Here is an 18,248-nt window from a genome sequence, read left to right as displayed (position 1 = left end):
TCGGACGCCCGGCCTTTCTCAGGTGTCACCCGTGGAACAGTCGGCTCGCCTTCTGTACCAGTTCGTACACGCCGTAGGCGAAGGGCGCGCCCACCCAGAGCCAGGCGAGCACGATCAGTGATCGGCGATCACGCGGACTGCTGTCGTTCGACATCGGCGGCCTCCCTGGGGGCGGGGACATGGAAGCGGGTGTGCACGGGCCGGACCAGCTCATTGGCGACGAAGCCGATGACGAGCAGCCCGATCATGATGCCGAAGGAGAGGGTGTACAGGGCCGGTCCGTGCTTGCCGGCGTCCTTCTGGTGGTCGGCGATCCAGTTGACGATCAGCGGCCCGAGCACCCCGGCCAGTGACCAGGCCGTGAGCAGCCGGCCATGGATCGCGCCGACCTCGTAGGTCCCGAAGAGGTCCTTCAGATACGCCGGGACGGTGGCGAAACCGCCGCCGTAGAAGGAGAGGATCACCAGGGCGCAGAGGATGAACAGCGGTTTCGAGGAGTCGCCGAGGACGGCGATGAGCAGGTACATCAGCGCGCCGACACCGAGGTAGACGCGGTAGATGTTCTTGCGTCCGATGAGGTCGGAGGTGGACGACCAGCCGATGCGGCCCGCCATGTTGGCGGCGGACAGCAGGGCGACGAACCCGGCGGCCGCGGACGCCGACACCGGGGTGGAGCTGTCGGCGAAGAAGTCCGTGATCATCGGGGCGGCCTTCTCCAGGATGCCGATGCCCGCGGTCACGTTCATGCAGAGCACGATCCACAGACACCAGAACTGCGGGGTGCGCACCGCGTTGCGCGCGGAGACCTGCACGCCCTCGTAGGCGCCGGGCGCACTCGCCGTCTTCTCGCGGTCCTCCGGGCGCGGAACGCGTACCAGCAGCACGCCGAGGGTCATGAAGACGGCGTACGACAGTCCGTGCACCAGGAAGGCGAGGGCGATGCCATCGTTGTCACCGCCGAAGGACGAGAGCATCTGCGCGGACCAGGGCGAGGCGATCAGCGCGCCGCCGCCGAAGCCCATGATGGCGATGCCGGTCGCCATGCCGGGCCGGTCCGGGAACCACTTGATCAGGGTGGAGACGGGCGAGATGTAGCCGATGCCGAGGCCGATGCCGCCGACGAAGCCGTAGCCGAGGACGATCAGCCAGTACTGCTCGGTCTCGGCGCCGAGCGCGGAGATCAGGAAGCCGGAGGAGAAGCAGACCAGGGCCACGGTCATGGCCCAGCGTGGTCCGTTGCGTTCGACGAGGGTGCCGCCGAACGCGGCCGACAGCCCGAGCATGACGATCGCGAGCTGGAAGGGCAGCGCGCTCTGGGTGCCGTCGAGGTGCAGCGCGGATTCGAGGGGTGGCTTGAAGACGCTCCAGGCGTAGGCCTGGCCGATGGCGAGGTGGACGGAGAGGGCGGCGGGCGGGACGAGCCAACGGCTCCAGCCCGTGGGTGCGACAGGGGGGCTGCTCATGAACCCCGAACGGTACGTCCGCACAAGGTAGTTGAGAACCCAACGGCTCGATCGTATGCGAAAGCGGCATCCAGAATGCGCCGAACGGTCGACGTCCGAACCCTTGTCCGCCTGAACTCCATACTGTAGACAATATTTCGTCGACAAGATCGCCCGACTTCCTCCCCCTCTCCGCGGTATCCCTCAAACCGAACGGAGTGCCTCGTGAAAGTGGCAGTTCTCGGCGCCGGCGCCATCGGCGCCTACGTCGGTGCCGCGCTCCACCGCGCCGGCGCCGATGTGCATCTCATCGCCCGCGGACCGCTTCCTCGTCGTGCAGGACATCTTCCGCACCAGGACGGCCGAGCTGGCGGACGTCGTGCTGCCGGCGACCGCCGGCTGGGCGGAGACCGAGGGCACGACCACCAACAGCGAGCGCCGGGTGCAGCGGGTGCGGCGGGCCGTCACCCCGCCCGGCGAGGCCCGCGAGGACATCGACATCATCTGCGAGCTGGCGGCCCGGCTCGGCCACGACTGGAAGTACGCCGACGCCGAGGCCGTCTGGAACGAGCTGCGCTCGGTGTCCCCGGACCACTACGGGATGACGTACGACCGGCTGGCCGAGCACCGCGGCATCCAGTGGCCCTGCCCGAGCACGGAGCGGCTCGAACCGAGCTGTCTGCACGGCCGGCTGTGGGAGTCCGACCCTGCTTTGCGGGGGGGGCCGGCGCCGTTCGGGCTGGTCCAGCACGATCCGCCGGTGGACCTCACCGACGAGGCGTATCCGGTCCGGCTGACCACCGGACGACGGCTGGACTCGTACAACACCGGTGTGCAGAGCGGCGGCTTCGCCTCTCCGCTGCGGCGCGGCGAGTACATCGAGCTGTGCCCGGAGGACGCCGAGCGGTACGGGGTCGTGGTCGGCGAGGAGGTCCGGGTGTCCTCGCGGCGCGGGTCGGTGGTGGCGCCGGTGTGGATCGACCCCGCGCTGCGGCCCGGTCTGGCCTTCATGACCATGCACTTTCCCGACGAGGTGGACACCAACCGGCTGACGATCGAGGCGAACTGCCCGATCGCGGGGACGGCGGAGTTCAAGGCGTCGGCGATCCGGATCGAGAAGCTCCCCGTCGCGACCATCGTGAGGTGATCTGGTGGATCCGCACTTCGGCGACAGCAAGCCGACGGATGAGGAACGGTCCGCCGTGGACGCCCTGTTGGGCCCGCCGGAGTCCTCCTGGGAGGGCGCCGACCGCAGTGCCACGGATCTGCGGTGGGCGCGCGGCGGCCGCGAGGCCCGGGACCGCCGCGACCTGCTGCTGCCGGGGCTGCACGCGATCAACGACCGGATCGGCTGGATCAGCGAGGGCGCCCTCGGCTATCTGTGCCGCCGGCTGACGGTGCCGCCGGCCGAGGCGTACGGCGTTGCGACGTTCTACGCGATGTTCTCGGTGCGGCCCCGCCCGGCGACCGTGCTGCACGTCTGCAACGACCTGGCGTGCGCGGCGGCCGGCGCGGAGCGAGTGTGCACAGGCATCGCGGAGCGCCTCGGCGACGAGGTGAGCGTCGAACGCAGCCCCTGCCTCGGCCTGTGCGAACGCGCCCCGGCCGCCCTCGCCGTCAGAGCGGGCGACCCGGTGCGTACGGCGGTGGCGGCGCCGGCGACCGTGGACGGCGCCGTGCGCGCGGCCGGCGCGCCCGACTCGGCGCCCGGGGAGCCGCCGGCGGCGATGGCGGTGCCCCAGGCCGGTCAGGGGGACCTCGTGCTGCTGCGGCGGGTGGGTGTCGTCGACCCGGCGTCGCTGGACGACTACCGCGCGCACGGCGGCTACACCGCGCTGCGCCGGGCCTTCGCGCTCGGGCCCGCCGGAGTCATCCGCGAGGTCACCGAATCCGGCCTGGTCGGGCGCGGCGGCGCCGCCTTCCCCACCGGCCGCCCCGGCAGACCGAGACGTCCACGGTGTGCGCGTACTGCGGAGTGGGCTGCACCCTCACGCTCCATGTGCAGGACAATGAGATCGTGAAGGTCACCTCTCCGCACGACAACCCGGTGACCCACGGCAATCTCTGCATCAAGGGCCGTTTCGGCTACCAGCACGTACAGAACCGGGGCTGATCAGGACATGGGACGAGTCACGGAACGACGCAAAGTGCTCCGCATCCGCGACGGGGCGCTCTCGACCCGGCCGGACACACTCGTCGCCGAGGAACCCCTGGAGATCCGGCTGAACGGCAAGCCGCTCGCGATCACCATGCGCACCCCGGGCGACGACTTCGCGCTGGCGGCGGGGTTCCTGGTGAGCGAGGGCGTACTGGCCGCCGCGGCCGATCTGCAGAACATCGTCTACTGCGCGGGCGCCACCGCGGACGGTTCCAACACGTACAACGTCGTGGACGTGCGGACCACACCGGACGTCGCCCTGCCGGACTTCACCCTGGAGCGCAACGTCTACACGTCCTCCTCGTGCGGTCTGTGCGGCAAGGCCAGCCTGGACGCCGTACGGACCACCGCGCGCTTCCCGATCGCCGACACTCCCCCGGTCCGGGTCACCCCCGAGCTGCTGGCGTGCCTCCCCGACCGGCTGCGGGCGGCCCAGCGGGTGTTCGACCGGACCGGGGGCCTGCATGCCGCGGCCCTGTTCACCGAGGACGGGGAGCTGCTGGACATACGGGAGGACGTCGGCCGGCACAACGCGGTCGACAAACTGGTCGGGCGGGCGCTGCAGAGCGGCGGTCTGCCGCTGTCGCGGACGATCCTGCTGGTCTCCGGGCGGGCCTCGTTCGAGCTGGCACAGAAGGCGGTGATGGCGGGCATCCCGGTGCTGGCGGCCGTCTCGGCACCGTCGTCGCTGGCCGTGGACCTGGCCGCGGAGACGGGTCTGACCCTGGTGGGTTTCCTGCGGGGCAGGTCGATGAACGTGTACGCGGGTGAGGACCGCATCGCCCTCGAAAAGGCGGCCGCCCAGGGCTGAGGCGCCTGCCCGCGGCACGGCGGCGGGGCCCGGCCGGCGGGGAGCGCCCCCTGCGCCGGCGGGCCCCGCCGTATGTTCAACCGAAGGTCACTGCGCTCGAACTCGTCACCGTACCCAGCCTCGGGAAGTCCAGCCGGACGGACGCCTCGTGCTCGGCTGCGGTGAAGGCGGCCATGGCGTCCTCGACGAAGACGAGGCCGTAGCCGAGGTCGGCGGCGGCGCGGGCGGTGGACTCCACGCCGAGATTGGTGGCGATGCCGCCGAACACCAGGGTGGTGACGCCGCGTTCACGCAGGCACTCGTCCAGGCCGGTGCCCTGGAAGGCGCCGATGGTGTGCTTGACCACCTCCAGGTCGCCGTCCGTGACGAGGCCGGGCACAAGCCCGCTGCCGGGCGGCTGTTCGGCGACCGAGGAGCGTTCCACCCGCACCAGCACGACGGGCGCTCCGGCGGCGCGGAAGGCGCCCGCCAACTCCTCGGCGACGGACAGTACTTCGGTGCCTTTGCGGGGTTCCAGGGGCAGCGCGACGACGCGTTCCATCAGATCGACGAGGATCAGGGCGGTGCGCTGCGGATCGAGCACGGGAGCTGCGGTCATGACGGAACGTTAGCCGTCGTCAGCCGTCCGTGCCGGAAATCCGGATCAACAGGCCCATGAACTGGTCGCGTTCGGCGGCCGACAGCGGGGCGAGCAGCGCCTCGTTGGCCTCGCCGGCCGCCTTCTCGCAGCGCGCGAGGAGGCGGGCGCCGTCGTCGGTGAGGGTCACGGCGTTCTTCCGCCGGTCCCTGGGGTCGGGGGTGCGCCGGACATGACCGGCGGACTCCAGGTCGTTGAGCACGCCGACCAGGTCCTTGGGATCGAGGCCCACGCCGCGGCCGAGGTCGGCCTGGGCGACGGGCTGGAGGTCGCGGACGGCGGAGAGGACGACGTGGTGCCACATCTTCTGGCCCTCGGCCGCGAGGGCGTCGGAGACCAGGGCGCGGCCCCGGGCGGCGGCACGACCGAGAAGCCAGCTGGGCAGGGAACGGATCGCGGGCAGCGGTGCTTCGGCCATGCGGGCAGCTTATCCGACAATCGTTGGACCTCCCAACGAATGTCGGCTAACGTTGGGACTCCCAACGAATTCGTGGGTGTTCCCAACGACCGATCTGCCGGGTCTGCCCGGCTCTGGAGGTGTGTGCGATGCGGCGCGTCCGCTATGAATCGACCGGCGGCCCCCTGTTCGTCGAACAGGCCCCGGTCCCCGAGCCCGGCCCCGGTGAGCTGCTGGTGCGCTGCGCGGCGATCGGCGTCACCCTGCCGGTGGTCCGCAAGGTCACCGAGGCCGCCGAGCCGATCGCACTCGGCGGGGAGATCGCCGGCGAGGTGGTGGCGACCGGCGAGGGCGTGACCCGCTTCCGCACGGGCGACCGGGTGACCGGGATGTGCTTCGGGCACGGGTACGCCGACTTCGCCCTGCTGCACGAGGCCATGACCTCCCCCATACCGGACGGCGCCGACGCCGTGGACGCGATCGCGCTGGTGCGCAGCGGCCTGGTGGCGTACGGCGTGCTGGAGGCGGCGCGCCCGGCGCCCGGCGAGGCGGTCCTCGTCACGGCGGCGGCGAGCGGCATCGGCCACCTCGCCGTACAGCTGGCGCGGGCGCGCGGCGCGGGGCGGGTGGTGGGAGCCGTCTCCGACCCGGGCAAGGCGGACTTCGTCCGCTCGCTCGGCGCGGACGACTGCGTCCGGTACGACGACGACAGCTGGGGGGATCCCTTCGACTGCGTCCTGGACGCCGTCGGCGGGGACCTGCTCACCCCCGCCGTCGCCGCACTCGCCCCGTACGGCCGCCTCGTCGCCTACAGCTCGGGCGGCGGCACCCTGAAGGCGTACGACCTGCTGGTGGGCGCCAAGTCGGTGATCGGTTTCCAGATGGCCCTGATCGCCCGCGGCCGGCCAGACCTGTACGAGCAGTGGCGCACGGAGCTGTGGCGGCTCTTCGCCGAGGGCGCCCTGAAGCCCGCCGTGCATGCCGAGTTCGCTCTGGAGGACGCGGCGAAGGCACACGCGGCGATCGAGACACGGACGAACCTCGGCAAGGTGGTCCTGCGCGCCTAGGCCGTTCACAGGTGTCGCGTGCTGCACGCTTCTTGTGAGGTGCCCTGGCCCCAACTACCTTCGATGGGGCGCACGTTGGACGTGGGATGTCCGCATGTCCAGATGTCCGGCCGACGAAGGGCAGGTCGCTCCATGCCGTCAGGTCTTCGCGCCCGTCTCAGATCCGTACTCGCCGCCGGCTGCGCGGTGGCCGCGCTGTTCGTGCTGCCGCTGGCCACCCCCCACCAGGCCCATGCCCAACCCGCCTCGTCCTCACCCGAGTTCGCGCAGCAGGTCCTGTTCAAGGCCGCCCAGGACCCCGGCTACGCCTGCTTCCGTATCCCGGCGATCGTGCGTACGGCCGACGGCACCCTGCTGGCGTTCGCCGAGGGCCGCGTCCTCAACTGCGGGGACGCCGCCGACATAGACATCGTCCTCAAGCGCTCCACCGACGGCGGCCGCACCTGGGGCCCGCTGGAGGTCGTCAACGACGGCGGCGGTGACACCCACGGCAACCCGGCGCCGATCGTGGACCGCGAGACGGGCCGGGTCTGGCTCGCGGAGACGTACAACACGGGCCGGACCGACAGCAACAGCTGCTCGATCCCCTGCGACCGCACCCCGCATCTGCAGTACAGCGACGACGACGGCCGGACCTGGTCCGCGCCTCGCGACCTGAGCCCGGAGATCCTGCCCGCCGACTGGAACTCCTGGTACGCGACCGGGCCCGTGCACGGCATCCGGCTCACCCGGGGCCGCTACGCGGGCCGGCTGGTCTTCGGGGTCAACACCGAGACCTGGGACGGCAGCCGGATAACCGCCAACCACGCGGCGCTGATCGTGAGCGACGACCACGGCGGCCACTGGCGGATCGGCGCCACCGACACCTGGCCCATAGCCGATGACGGCACCTTCCGGCAGAAACCGTCCGAGCTGGCCCTCGCCGAGCGCGAGGACGGCTCCGTCCTGGTCAGCGGCCGGGAGCAGGACGGCACCGACCTGGGCCATCGCACCCAGGCCGTCAGCCGCGACGGCGGCGGCAGCTTCACCGCGCCCTTCCACGGCCTGCCCGACCTGTACGCCCCGATGGTGGAGGGCTCGCTGCTGCGCCTCGGCGACCGGCTGCTGCTGGCCTGCCCCGCCGACCCCGACCACCGGCGGACGATGATGATCCGCTCCTCCTACGACGGCGGCCGCACCTGGGACAGCGTGGACCGCGGCACGGTCGTCACCACGGACTGGTCCGGCTACTCCGATCTGGCCCGCGTCGACCGTGACACGGTGGGTCTGGTCTACGAGGGCGGCGCGGTGGACGCCCGCGACGAGATCCGCTTCGCCCGCTTCACCGAGGACTGGCTGGCCCCGCGCCGCGGGCCCGACCCGGTCACCCCCGACTGGACCTGGTTCGCCCGCCCGGCCGCGGTGCTGGGCGGTCCGACGCGGACGGACGGGGTCCTCGGCGGCGCGCTGCAGTTCGACGGTGTCGACGACGCGGTACGCCTGCCGTACCGCGACAGCCTGCCGCTGGGCACCAAGGACTTCACGGCGTCCCTGTGGTTCCGCTACACGGCCACGAGCGGTGAGCAGCCACTGCTGTGGATGGGCGGGGCCGGCACCTCCCAGCCCCAGGTGTGGGTGCGCGGGGAGCCGGCGAACCACCGGATCCAGGGGCTGATCACGGTACGGGAGGGGGCGATCGCGCCGCAGAGCGCGTATGTGCGCACGGACACCGCGTACAACGACGGCCAGTGGCACCACCTCGTGCTGCGGCGCGGCGGGGGCAGGCTGTCGCTGTTCGTGGACGGCACGCAGTACTCCGTCGCCGACGTCCCGGGTTCGGTCAGCCGTAACTCACCCTTCGGCGTGCACATCGCCCAGCGCATGGACAGCAGGGCCTTCTTCGCCGGGGCGATCGACGAGGTCCATGTGTGGGACCGGGCGCTCACCGACGAGGAGGTGTCGGATCCGAGGGCGCTGCGGTCATCGAAGGACACGGTCCTGTGGCTGCCCCTGGACCAGGTGAGCGGGTGATCCGGTGGCGGTGTCCGGGACCTCCTCCGGGTCCCGGGCCCGCCGCTTCGCGATGACCGCGCACACCATCAGCTGCATCTGGTGGAACAGCATCAGCGGCAGCACGGCGAGGGAGGCATGGGCGCCGAACAGCACGCCGGCCATGGGCAGCCCGGAGGCGAGGGACTTCTTCGAGCCGGCGAACTGGATGGCGATCCGGTCGGCCCGGCCGAAGCCGAGCGCCCTGCCGCCGTACCAGGTCAGCAGCAGCATCGCGGCGAGCAGGGCGGCCTCGACGACGAGCAGGCCGCCGAGCCGCGCGGGGCTGACCTGGTGCCAGATGCCCCGGATCATGCCCTCGCTGAAGGCGGTGTAGACGACGAGCAGGATCGAGCCGCGGTCGACCAGCCCGAGGACCTTCTTGTGCCGGGCGATGAGGGGGCCGGCCCAGGGCCGCAGCAGCTGCCCGGCCAGGAACGGCACCAGCAGCTGGAGCACGATCTTCACCAGTGAGTCGGCGGAGAACCCGCCGCCGCTGTTGCCGAGCAGTCCCGCCGCCAGCAGCGGGGTGACGACGATGCCGACGAGGGAGGAGAAGGAGCCCGCGCAGATCGCCGCCGGGACGTTTCCGCGGGCGAGGGAGGTGAAGGCGATGGACGACTGGATCGTGGACGGCACCAGCGTCAGGAACAGCAGTCCCTGGTAGAGCGGCTGGGTCAGCAGCGCCGGCACCAGTGCGCGCGCCGCCAGGCCGAACACCGGGAAGAGGACGAAGGTGCAGGCCAGCACGGTGACATGGAGCCGCCAGTGGCGCAGTCCGTCCAGCGCCTCCCGGGTGGAGAGGCGGGCGCCGTAGAGGAAGAAGAGGAAGGCGATCGCGGCCGTCGACGCGCCCGAGGCCGCATCGGCCGCGCCGCCCCGGGCCGGCAGCAGCGCGGCGAGGCCCACGGTCCCGAGCAGCAGGACGATGTACGGGTCGATCGGCATCCAGCTCGGCCGGCGCAGGCGTCTCACAGTGCTCCGTTTGCAGTGCGCGCGTCTGTGCGCGTCCGTTGACATGTCGTCCCTCTGCGGGCCCACAGGCCCCCTCACCATCGTCCTCCTCAGCTCGCCGATCGGGAAACCCGCATACCACTCTGACTGTCATCGTGAATCCTGATAAGCAGGTAGGCTGCGGGCCGTGTACGACCCGACCCAGCTGCGCACCTTCCTCGCCGTGGCCCAGACGCTCAGCTTCACCCAGGCCGCGCACCGGCTGGGGCTGCGCCAGTCCACGGTCAGCCAGCATGTCCGCCGGCTGGAGGACGCCACCGGGCGACAGCTGTTCACCCGGGACACCCATACGGTGGAGCTCACCGAGGACGGCGAGGCGATGCTGGGCTTCGCCCGGCGGATCCTGCAGGTGCAGGAGCAGGCGACGGCGTTCTTCACGGGCACCCGGGTGCGCGGCCGACTGCGGTTCGGGGCGTCGGAGGACTTCGTGCTCACCCGGCTGCCGGAGATCCTGGAGGGCTTCCGCCATGACCATCCGGAGGTCGACCTGGAGCTGACGGTGGAGCTGTCCGGCACCCTGCACGAGCAGCTGGCGGCCGGGAAGCTGGATCTGGTGCTGGCCAAACGGCGCCCGGAGGACCCGCGTGGCGAGTTGGTCTGGCGCGACGATCTCGTGTGGATCGGCGCCGAGCGGCTGCGTCTGGACGCCGACCGGCCCGTCCCGCTGATCGTGTATCCCCCGCCCGGCATCACCCGGGCCCGTGCGCTTCGGGTGCTGGAGCGGGAGGGCCGCGACTGGCGGATCGTGTGCACCAGCGGCAGTCTCAACGGGCTGATCGCGGCGGCCCGCGCCGGGCTCGGGGTGATGGCCCACTCCCGGCGACTGATCCCGCCCGGTCTGTTCCGGCTGCCGGAGCGCGCCGCCCTGCCCGATCTGGGCAGGATCGACTTCGTGCTCGTCCACGGCCACCGCCGGGGCGCCGCCGAGGACGCCGCGAACGCGCTGGCGGCGGCGGTCCTGGCGGGCGGGGAGCGGCTGCGCCGCCAGGGCGGCTGAGGCGCGGGGGCCTGGTGCCGCCGCTCGCGCGGGCCTGTCCGCCTCGCTCCGGGTGGTGCCTCGGATGCGGAGAACAGGGCGGTATGCGCCGTAATCGGTGCGTACAGATTCGGTGGAGATTACGGCACCGAAACTTACTGACCCGTCAGTATTGTGTCCGGCCCTTCCCTATGTGGGGGCATTTTCCAGTCACCATCCAGGGGAATCGTGTGGTTTGCTCGGTTTCCGACCCCCTCCCGCCCGGTGACGGCGTGATGTAGCTTTCACCGCGCTGTGCCGAGCATCACGGGCGTGACCAAGCAGCGAGGATCGGGGAGCGAGGTTTGCGCGAGTTCACCAACCCGCCGGTCACGTCGGCACCGCCGGTGGGCGGTCTGGCCGACGTGGTCTTCGAGCATGCCCTGAGCGACCCGACGCACATCGCCCTCGGCCGCAAGGACGCGGCCGGGCAGTGGCGGGACGTCAGCGCCGCCGAGTTCCGCGACGAGGTACTGGCCCTCGCCAAGGGTCTCCTCGCGCGCGGCGTCCGCTTCGGCGACCGCGTCGCGATCATGTCCCGCACCCGCTACGAGTGGACCCTGTTCGACTTCGCGCTGTGGAGCATCGGCGCCCAGGTGGTGCCCGTCTACCCCACGTCCTCGGCCGAGCAGTGCTTCTGGATGCTCTACGACGCCGAGGTGTCGGCGGCGATCGTGGAGCACGAGGACCACGCGATGACCATCGCCACCGTCATCGACCGCCTCCCGCAGCTGCGCCAGCTCTGGCAGCTGGACTCGGGCTGTGTGCAGGAGCTGTACGACGCCGGGGCGCATCTGGACGACGAGCTGGTGCACCGGCACCGGCAGGCGGTCACCCCGGACTCGGTCGCCACCATCATCTACACCTCGGGCACCACCGGCCGCCCCAAGGGCTGTGTCCTCTCGCACGCGAACTTCATGTTCGAGGCGGACACGATGATCGGGCGGTGGCAGCCGGTGTTCCACACCAAGAAGGACGACGCGGCGTCCACGCTGCTGTTCCTGCCGCTCGCGCATGTCTTCGGGCGGATGGTGGAGGTCGCCGCGATCCGTGGCAAGGTCCGGTTCGGGCACCAGCCGCAACTGCACGCCGCCGCCCTGCTGCCCGATCTGGCCGCGTTCAAGCCGACGTTCATCCTCGCCGTGCCGTACATCTTCGAGAAGGTGTTCAACGCGGCGCGCCGGAAGGCGGAGAAGGAGGGCCGGTCGGGGCCGTTCGAGAAGGCGGTCGACATCGCGGTGAAGTACGCGGAGGCCGTGGAGGCCAGGGCCTGGGGCATCGGGCCCGGCCCGTCGGCGGGGCTGCGCATGCAGCACCAGCTCTTCGACAAGCTCGTCTACGCCAAGGTCCGCGCGGCGATGGGCGGCCGGATCCGCAACGCGATGTCCGGCGGCTCGGGGATGGACCGCAAGCTGGGGCTGTTCTTCGCGGGCGCCGGTGTGCAGATCTACGAGGGCTACGGCCTGACCGAGTCGACGGCCGCCGCGACCGCCAACCCGCCCGAGCGCACCCGCTACGGCACGGTCGGCCAGGCCATACCGGGCATGACCGTGCACATCGCCGACGACGGGGAGATCTGGCTGCACGGCGGCAATGTCTTCCAGGGCTATCTCAACAACCCGAAGGCCACCGACGAGACCCTGCACGAGGGCTGGCTGGCCACCGGCGACCTCGGCTCGCTCGACGAGGACGGCTATCTGACCATCACCGGCCGCAAGAAGGAGATCCTGGTGACCTCCGGCGGCAAGAGCGTCTCGCCCGGTGTGCTGGAGGAGCGGGTGCGCGACCATCCGCTGGTCAACCAGTGCATCGTGGTCGGCAACGACCGCCCCTACATCGCCGCCCTGGTCACCCTCGACCAGGAGGCCGTCGAGCACTGGCTGCAGATGCGCAACAAGCCGAGGCTGACCCCGGTGGAGCTGGTACGCGACCCGGACCTGGAGACGGAGGTGCGGCGGGCGGTGGTCGCCGCCAACACCCTCGTCTCCCAGGCCGAGTCGATCCGTACGTTCCGTATCCTCGCGCAGCCCTTCACCGAGGAACACGGCCTGCTCACACCGTCGTTGAAGCTGAAGCGGAAGGCGATCGAGAAGGTGTACGACGCCGAGGTCGAGGCCCTCTACCACACCTGACGTGATGTCAGCCACGGCCCGGCAGGCGGCTCAGCTGATGGTCACCCGGAAGATCTTGTCGGAACCGTCGGCCGCGCCGCCGTTGTTGTCGCAGTTGGTGGTGGACAGCCACAGCTGGTCGGCGCCGGGCACCTTGGTGACGGTGCGCAGCCGGCCGTAGGTGCCGACGTAGTACGCGGTCGGGGTGCCGACGCTCTCGCTGTCGCCGTTGATGGGGATGCGCCACAGGCGTTCGCCGCGCAGTGAGGCCATGTAGACGACGTTACGGACGATCGCGATGCCGCTCGGCGAGGCCTCGTTCACGTTCCAGGTGGCCTTGGGGTTGGTCATGCCGGCGACGTTGCAGTTGCCCTCGCAGGTGGGCCAGCCGTAGTTGGCCCCGGGCTTGATGAGGTTGAGTTCGTCCTTGGAGCTGTTGCCGAACTCCGCCTCCCACAAGCGGCCGCTGCGGTCGAAGGCGAGGCCCTGGGGGTTGCGGTGGCCCAGGGAGTAGACGTAGTTGCCGAACGGGTTGCCGGGGGCCGGCTTGCCGTCGGTGGTCATCCGCAGGATCTTGCCGTTGAGGGAGTTCTTGTCCTGGGCGAGATCGGGCGTCTGGGCCTCGCCGGTGGAGACATAGAGGTAGCCGTCGGGCCCGAAGGCGAGGCGGCCGCCGTTGTGGTAGCGGTTCTTCTTGATGCCCTGCAGCAGCACCTTGTAGTCGCTGAGCCGGGTGCCGTCGTAGGTCATGCGCACGACCCGGTTGCCCTCGGCGGCGGTGTGCATGAAGTAGACGTAGTGGTTCGTCTCCCACTTGGGGTCGACCGCGACGCCGAGCAGGCCTCCCTCCCCATTGGTGGTGACGGCGTTCGGGACGGTGCCGACCTGCGTCCTGGTGCCGTCCTTGGTGACCTTCCAGACCCGGAAGTCGTCCCGCTCGGTGACGAGGGCCGTCTTGCCGTCGGGCATCCAGTAGGTGCCCCACGGGATGGTCCACCCCGGGGAGAGGGTGGTGACGGAGGAGGGGACACCGCCGTCGGTGGCGCAGGCCTTGGTGGTGAACGACACCGTGTTGCTCGGCGGGGAGACATTGCCGGCGGCGTCGCGGGCGACGACGTTCAGGGTGTAAGGGCTGTTGCAGGCGAGCCCCGTGAGGGTGGTGGAGGTGCCCTGCACGGTCTTGTAGACGGTGCTGTCGCTGCGCACGTCGTAGGCGGTGACGGCGCGGTTGTCCGAGGCGGCGCCCCAGCTGAGGTCGACGGTGTTCGCGGTGACACCGGCCGCCTGAAAGGTGCCGGGGGCGGTCGGCGGAGTGGTGTCGGAGCCGGGCTTGGTGGTGCAGTCGACGACCGGGCTCGCGGGCGAGGTGTTGCCGGCCGCGTCACGGGCGATGACCGTGAGGTCGTAGGTGGTGTTCGGGGTGAGCCCCGTCAGGGTCTTGGAGGTGGTGTCGCCCGGTGCCTCGCCCAGCTTGTTGCCGTGCTCGTACAGGTCGTACGCCGTGACCTTCACGTCGTCCGTCGAGGCACCCCAGGACAGGGTCAGGCGGTCCTCGCCGATGTCCGAGCAGGAGGGCCGGCCGGGGCGGGTGGGGGCCTGGGTGTCGCTCGGCGTGCCGAGGGACACCCGGTCGAGGTTGGGGCCGCCCGCGGCCGTGGTGGCGGTCGCCCGGATCTTGTTGCTGCCTGCCTTCAGGGTCACGTTGACGGTCCTGGACGCCCAGGTGTTCCAGTCGGCCGTCGCCGGGAAGGAGACGGCGGACGCCACCACGGTGCCGTTGACGGAGAGGTCCATCGGCCGGTCGGTGCTGGTGCCGTTGGCGTAGCGCAGGGTGAGCGAGGCGGGTCCGGCGGCGGCCGCGTCGGCCGTGAACTCCACATAGGAGCCCTTGACGTTGGTGTAGTCGACGAAACCGGAGCCCGAGTAGCCGGTGTGGTTGGTGGCGACCGCGCCCTGGGAGATCAGGGCGTCCTCGGCCTGGTAGTCGGTGGCGGCGCTCGCGGTGCCTTGGCTCAGCGCGACGAGGGGCACGGCCAGGGCCAGGGAGAGTGCGCAGACGAGTGCTCTTTCGTGTTTCATGAGGTTCCCCCTCGGCTAGCTGTTGACCGGGTTCACACGGATCAGCCGGGTCTCGCCCGGCCGCAGCGTCGCGCCGTTCTGCCAGAAGTCGTCGAGATTGACCCGCACGAAACCGTGGTCCTTGAGACCGCTCGCCGCCAGGGCGTCGGCCTGTGCCTCGATCTTCGCCTCGGTCGGCTCGCGGCGTACGAAGCTCCAGCTGCTCCCGCCCTGGGCGGGGCGCAGGGACTGCCCGTTGTCGGAACGGGGGGTGAAGGCGGCCGCCGGTGTGGCGTACGACGTACCGATCCAGGCCTCGTCGATGCGCAGCCGCTGATAGCGGGTGGTGTCGGTGGCCGCCGCCCAGGTGCTGTCGACCTCCAGGCGCACGTAGCGGGCGGTGGCGGCGGCCAGGTCGATGCCCTGGATGCCGCGGGCGCTGGGGAGTTGGCCCTTCTTGACGGGGCTGCCCCAGTCCTTGCCGTCGTCGCTGACGTAGACCTTGTAGGCCTTGATCCGTGCGGACTGTTCGGTGGCCGAGCGGGCGTAGGCGACGGAGTCCTCACGCTGGTTGAGCCCGAGGTACCGCACCTTCTTCGAGGCGCCGAGGTCGAAGGTGAGGCTGACGGGCAGGGTCTTGTCGTTGTCCCAGTAGGTGAGGTAGTCGCCGTCCGCGGCGGCGGAGCCGGGGTGGCCGCTCGCGGAGGCGCTCGCGGTGACCTTGACGCCGGTGGCGATGCCCTGACGGCCGGCGGTGATCACCTTGAACACGGTGTCGTACGGGTCCCAGCCGCCGAGGCCGCTGAGGGTGAGCACACCGCCGGACTGCGACCAGGCGACCGGTGCCCCGGTGCGCAGGTCGGTCACGGAGGCGATGCGGTAGCCGTTGTCGCGGATCCGCAGGGTGCCGGTGCTCGGCGGGGTCAGGACATGGATGTACTGCCGGTCGGGGTCGTCCTTGGCGAGGGTGGTGACGCCGTGGGCGCCGTCGTTCCAGAAGCCGGGTGTGAGGCCGCCGTACATGTAGCCGCCGCCCTCGGTGCCGTGCAGCGACTCCCAGATGCGGTTCAGATAGCCGTCGGCGAAGCTGTTGAAGGCGGCCTGGTTGGCCGGGAACGTGCCGTTGACCTGGGCGGTCTCGGCCATCAGGGCCTTCACCGAGGAGCCCGCGTTGGTGACGAGCCGGCCGAGGGTGAGCCCCCGGTCGACGGTGGGGTCGGAGCCGTCGTACCACCAGGCGCCGGTCGACGGCAGCTTGAAGTCGGCCTCGGTGAGCCGGGGCTGGGCGGTGTAGACCGCCTGTGGGTAGTCGTAGGCGGGCGTCATGCCCGTCTTCTGCTCGTTGCTGATCATGTCCATGATCGGCGTGTCCTCGTTGTTGTTGCTGAGGGTGTAGTTCGGGCGCTTCTGGTAGATCTGCTGATAGAGGTTGTGGCTCAGCCAGTAGTCGTTGTCGTTGTCGATCCAGAAGCCGCCGAGGTCCGGGTAGCGGTCCATGACCTCGAAGAAGTTGTCGTAGCTGAACTGCCCGAAGCCGTCGCGGGTGGTCAGGTCGACGTTCCTGCCCTTGTAGGCGGAGTAGGCCGCCGAGTCCAGCCACTCGTGGCCGCCGTCGGCGTGCCACTGGGGGTCGTCGGTCATATAGAGGATGACCTTCATGCCCTTCGCCTTGGCGGCGGTGATCAGTTCGCCGAGGAAGTCCCGCTTGGTGGAGCAGGAGCCGGGGATCTTCGACGGCCAGGGGCGGGCGTAGCCGAGCCGGCTGTGAAAGGTCGCCAGCACGATGTACTGCGTATGCAGCTTCCTGGCTTCGTTCACCCAGTGGTCCGGGGTCCAGCCGCCGCTCGTGACGTCCTTCTCCCAGGCGCCGCAGTTGGTGTGGGCGGGGGCGGTGCGCAGCCCCCAGTGCAGGAAGAGGCCGCCGACGGAGGCCCGCAGGAAGGCCTGGCGCGGGTTCTCCACATCGCGCGGGCGGGCCGCCGCGGAGCAGTTCTGGCTCGATCCGCTCGCCGCGACGCGCAGTGCGCCGCCGGTGGTGGTGTGGCTGTCGGTGAGGCAGTAGCCCGTGACGTTCTGGAAACCGATGTCGTGCGGTGACCTGCTGCCCTTCTGGGCGGTGAACCGGGTCAGCCGGATGCCGCTCGCCGCGTCGGCGATGAGGGCGGGGCGGCCGTCGTCGGCGGCGTAGCGCACACCGCTGTCGGTGAACCGGATGTCGTCGGTGTTGTGCAGATACCAGCCGTAGGCCGGCCGGGTCCCGATGCTCCTCGGGTTGTAGTCGCCCGGGTCGTTGCCCGGCACCCCGGTGGACATGGTGCCGTTGCCGCCCGGGACCGTGATGTCGACGTTGTCGAACGTGACCCCGCTGATCCGGTGGCCCCTCTCGCCCCACAGGGTCGGGCTGAAGGAGGGGCTGTCGCCAGTGGCCGTGATGTCGTCGTACGTCACGTCGCTGATCGATCCGACACCCGGACTGTTGCCGCACCGTCCGCGCGTGCCGATCTTCTCCATGATCGGCGAGTGGACGCCGGTCATGGTGATGTCGCGGTAGTGGACATCGGAGATCTTCGCGCCGTCCATGGAGACCATGCCGAGGCCGGACTTGTCGGCGCCCTCGATGCGGATCTTCTCGAACTGGTAGTCCGAGAAGTCGCCGCAGGTCTCGGAGCCGAACATCAGGGCGTTGCAGCAGCGTGCCGAGAGGACCGAATCGCTCACCCGGACATGGCCGTTGGAGAGTTTGACGCCGAGGGCGTAGTCGCTCTTGAAGACGAGGGCGTCGTCGTTGGCGGCGATGTGCGCGTTGGTGATCGTCACGTTCGTGGTGGAGATGACGTTCCAGCCGTCGCGGTCGCTCGCGGTGTCGATGGTCAGATGGTCGGAGACGACGTTCGTGCAGCCGTTGACCAGGGCGGCGAAGTGGCCGCCGCGGCGCAGGGTGAGTCCGTCGCCGAGGCGCAGTCCCGCGCAGCGGGTCAGCGACAGGATCTTGTCGGCCTGGCCGGGCTTGGGGTTGCCGGTGACGAGGTTGCCCGCGCCGTCGATGACACCGTCGCCGGTGAAGCCGATGTCCGTCAGCTTGTCGCCGTAGATCATCGCGTTGTGGAAGTGGCTGTGCCCGTAGTCCTGGTACTTGTCGTTCGGGTTGGACTCGGGTGGATCGTAGGTGTTCGCCGAGGAGCCCTGGAGCGTGGCGCCCTTGTCGACCTGGAGCGTCACATGGCTCTTCATGTGGATGGTGTTCTTGGACTTGTAGGTGCCGGCCGGGAAGCGGACGGTGCCGCCGCCGGCTGCGTTGGCCGCGGTGATGGCCCTGTCGATGGCGGGGGTGTCGTTGGCGGAGCCGTCACCCTTGGCGCCGTAGTCGTGCACGTCGTACACGGCGGCGGGGCGGGGCGTCGTGGGGTGCGGGGCCGCGAGGGCGGCGGGGTGGGAGAGACCGAGGACGACGGCGAGGGCGCACAGGACGATCGCCGCCGGCCGTCTCGGGCCGGCGATGTGGGGTTTCAC

12 protein-coding genes and 4 pseudogenes are annotated in these 18,248 nt (G+C 70.6%); 9 read left to right on the top strand and 7 right to left on the bottom strand.

Translation table 11 applies throughout. From position 1 onward, the window contains the following. Window positions 1–25 precede the first annotated feature (25 nt). Entirely contained in the window at window positions 26–154 is a 129-nt protein-coding gene (locus IE277_RS48850; RefSeq protein WP_268252641.1) for an MFS transporter small subunit, read from the bottom strand. Continuing rightward, window positions 129–1,463: an OFA family MFS transporter gene (locus tag IE277_RS20840; protein WP_189954605.1), complete on the bottom strand. Its 1,335-nt coding sequence runs from the start codon at window positions 1,461–1,463 to the stop codon at window positions 129–131. Before IE277_RS20840 ends, IE277_RS48850 begins: the two co-directional genes overlap by 26 nt. 204 nt (window positions 1,464–1,667) lie before the next feature. On the opposite strand from IE277_RS20840, the pseudogene IE277_RS20835 reads away from it, so the two are divergent. The 5 genes and pseudogenes from IE277_RS20835 to fdhD all read left to right on the top strand — a co-directional run. Then, window positions 1,668–1,766 (top strand): annotated as a pseudogene (locus IE277_RS20835) (ketopantoate reductase family protein); the annotation flags it as partial. A gap of 1 nt (window position 1,767) precedes the next feature. Continuing rightward, a pseudogene (locus tag IE277_RS20830) lies at window positions 1,768–2,589 on the top strand (molybdopterin oxidoreductase family protein); the annotation flags it as partial. A gap of 4 nt (window positions 2,590–2,593) precedes the next feature. Beyond that, window positions 2,594–3,376: pseudogene (locus IE277_RS20825) on the top strand (NADH-quinone oxidoreductase subunit NuoE family protein); the annotation flags it as partial. A 5-nt stretch (window positions 3,377–3,381) separates the two neighbouring features. Continuing rightward, a pseudogene (locus IE277_RS20820) lies at window positions 3,382–3,555 on the top strand (2Fe-2S iron-sulfur cluster-binding protein); the annotation flags it as partial. A gap of 7 nt (window positions 3,556–3,562) precedes the next feature. Next, on the top strand, window positions 3,563–4,411 hold the full coding sequence (fdhD, locus tag IE277_RS20815; protein WP_189954603.1) for a formate dehydrogenase accessory sulfurtransferase FdhD: 849 nt from the start codon (window positions 3,563–3,565) through the stop codon (window positions 4,409–4,411). A gap of 76 nt (window positions 4,412–4,487) precedes the next feature. Here the strand turns inward: fdhD and IE277_RS20810 are convergent, their stop codons facing one another. After that, window positions 4,488–5,009: an isochorismatase family protein gene (locus IE277_RS20810; RefSeq protein WP_189954601.1), complete on the bottom strand. Its 522-nt coding sequence runs from the start codon at window positions 5,007–5,009 to the stop codon at window positions 4,488–4,490. A gap of 19 nt (window positions 5,010–5,028) precedes the next feature. After that, window positions 5,029–5,466, bottom strand: a complete 438-nt coding sequence (locus tag IE277_RS20805) for a MarR family winged helix-turn-helix transcriptional regulator (protein WP_189954599.1) — start codon at window positions 5,464–5,466, stop codon at window positions 5,029–5,031. A gap of 128 nt (window positions 5,467–5,594) precedes the next feature. Between IE277_RS20805 and IE277_RS20800 the strand changes: the two genes are divergently transcribed. Then, window positions 5,595–6,512: a quinone oxidoreductase family protein gene (locus IE277_RS20800; protein ID WP_189954597.1), complete on the top strand. Its 918-nt coding sequence runs from the start codon at window positions 5,595–5,597 to the stop codon at window positions 6,510–6,512. Window positions 6,513–6,644: 132 nt separating this feature from the next. Next, a complete protein-coding gene (locus tag IE277_RS20795) occupies window positions 6,645–8,522 on the top strand; it encodes a sialidase family protein (RefSeq protein WP_189954595.1) in 1,878 nt (625 codons plus the stop codon). Here IE277_RS20795 and IE277_RS20790 read toward each other — a convergent pair. Next, on the bottom strand, window positions 8,472–9,488 hold the full coding sequence (locus tag IE277_RS20790; RefSeq protein ID WP_189954917.1) for a bile acid:sodium symporter family protein: 1,017 nt from the start codon (window positions 9,486–9,488) through the stop codon (window positions 8,472–8,474). The genes IE277_RS20795 and IE277_RS20790 overlap by 51 nt on opposite strands. Before the next feature lie 193 nt (window positions 9,489–9,681). Between IE277_RS20790 and IE277_RS20785 the strand changes: the two genes are divergently transcribed. Continuing rightward, window positions 9,682–10,551, top strand: coding sequence for a LysR substrate-binding domain-containing protein (locus IE277_RS20785; protein WP_189954593.1), 870 nt, complete (start codon window positions 9,682–9,684; stop codon window positions 10,549–10,551). Between the two features lie 323 nt (window positions 10,552–10,874). Next, window positions 10,875–12,701 carry an AMP-dependent synthetase/ligase gene (locus IE277_RS20780; protein WP_189954591.1) on the top strand — a complete coding sequence of 609 codons (1,827 nt, stop codon included), beginning with the start codon at window positions 10,875–10,877 and terminating at the stop codon, window positions 12,699–12,701. 30 nt (window positions 12,702–12,731) lie between these two features. Here IE277_RS20780 and IE277_RS20775 read toward each other — a convergent pair whose 3' ends face one another. Next, a complete protein-coding gene (locus IE277_RS20775; protein WP_189954589.1) occupies window positions 12,732–14,759 on the bottom strand; it encodes a PQQ-dependent sugar dehydrogenase in 2,028 nt (675 codons plus the stop codon). A gap of 15 nt (window positions 14,760–14,774) precedes the next feature. Beyond that, window positions 14,775–18,248 carry a glycosyl hydrolase family 28 protein gene (locus IE277_RS20770; protein ID WP_229881875.1) on the bottom strand — a complete coding sequence of 1,158 codons (3,474 nt, stop codon included), beginning with the start codon at window positions 18,246–18,248 and terminating at the stop codon, window positions 14,775–14,777.

It is taken from the genome of Streptomyces alanosinicus, from assembly GCF_014650595.1.
GTDB lineage: Bacteria > Actinomycetota > Actinomycetes > Streptomycetales > Streptomycetaceae > Streptomyces > Streptomyces alanosinicus.
The sequence above is the reverse complement of the archived record's forward strand: the minus strand, read 5'-3'. Positions and strand labels throughout refer to the sequence as shown.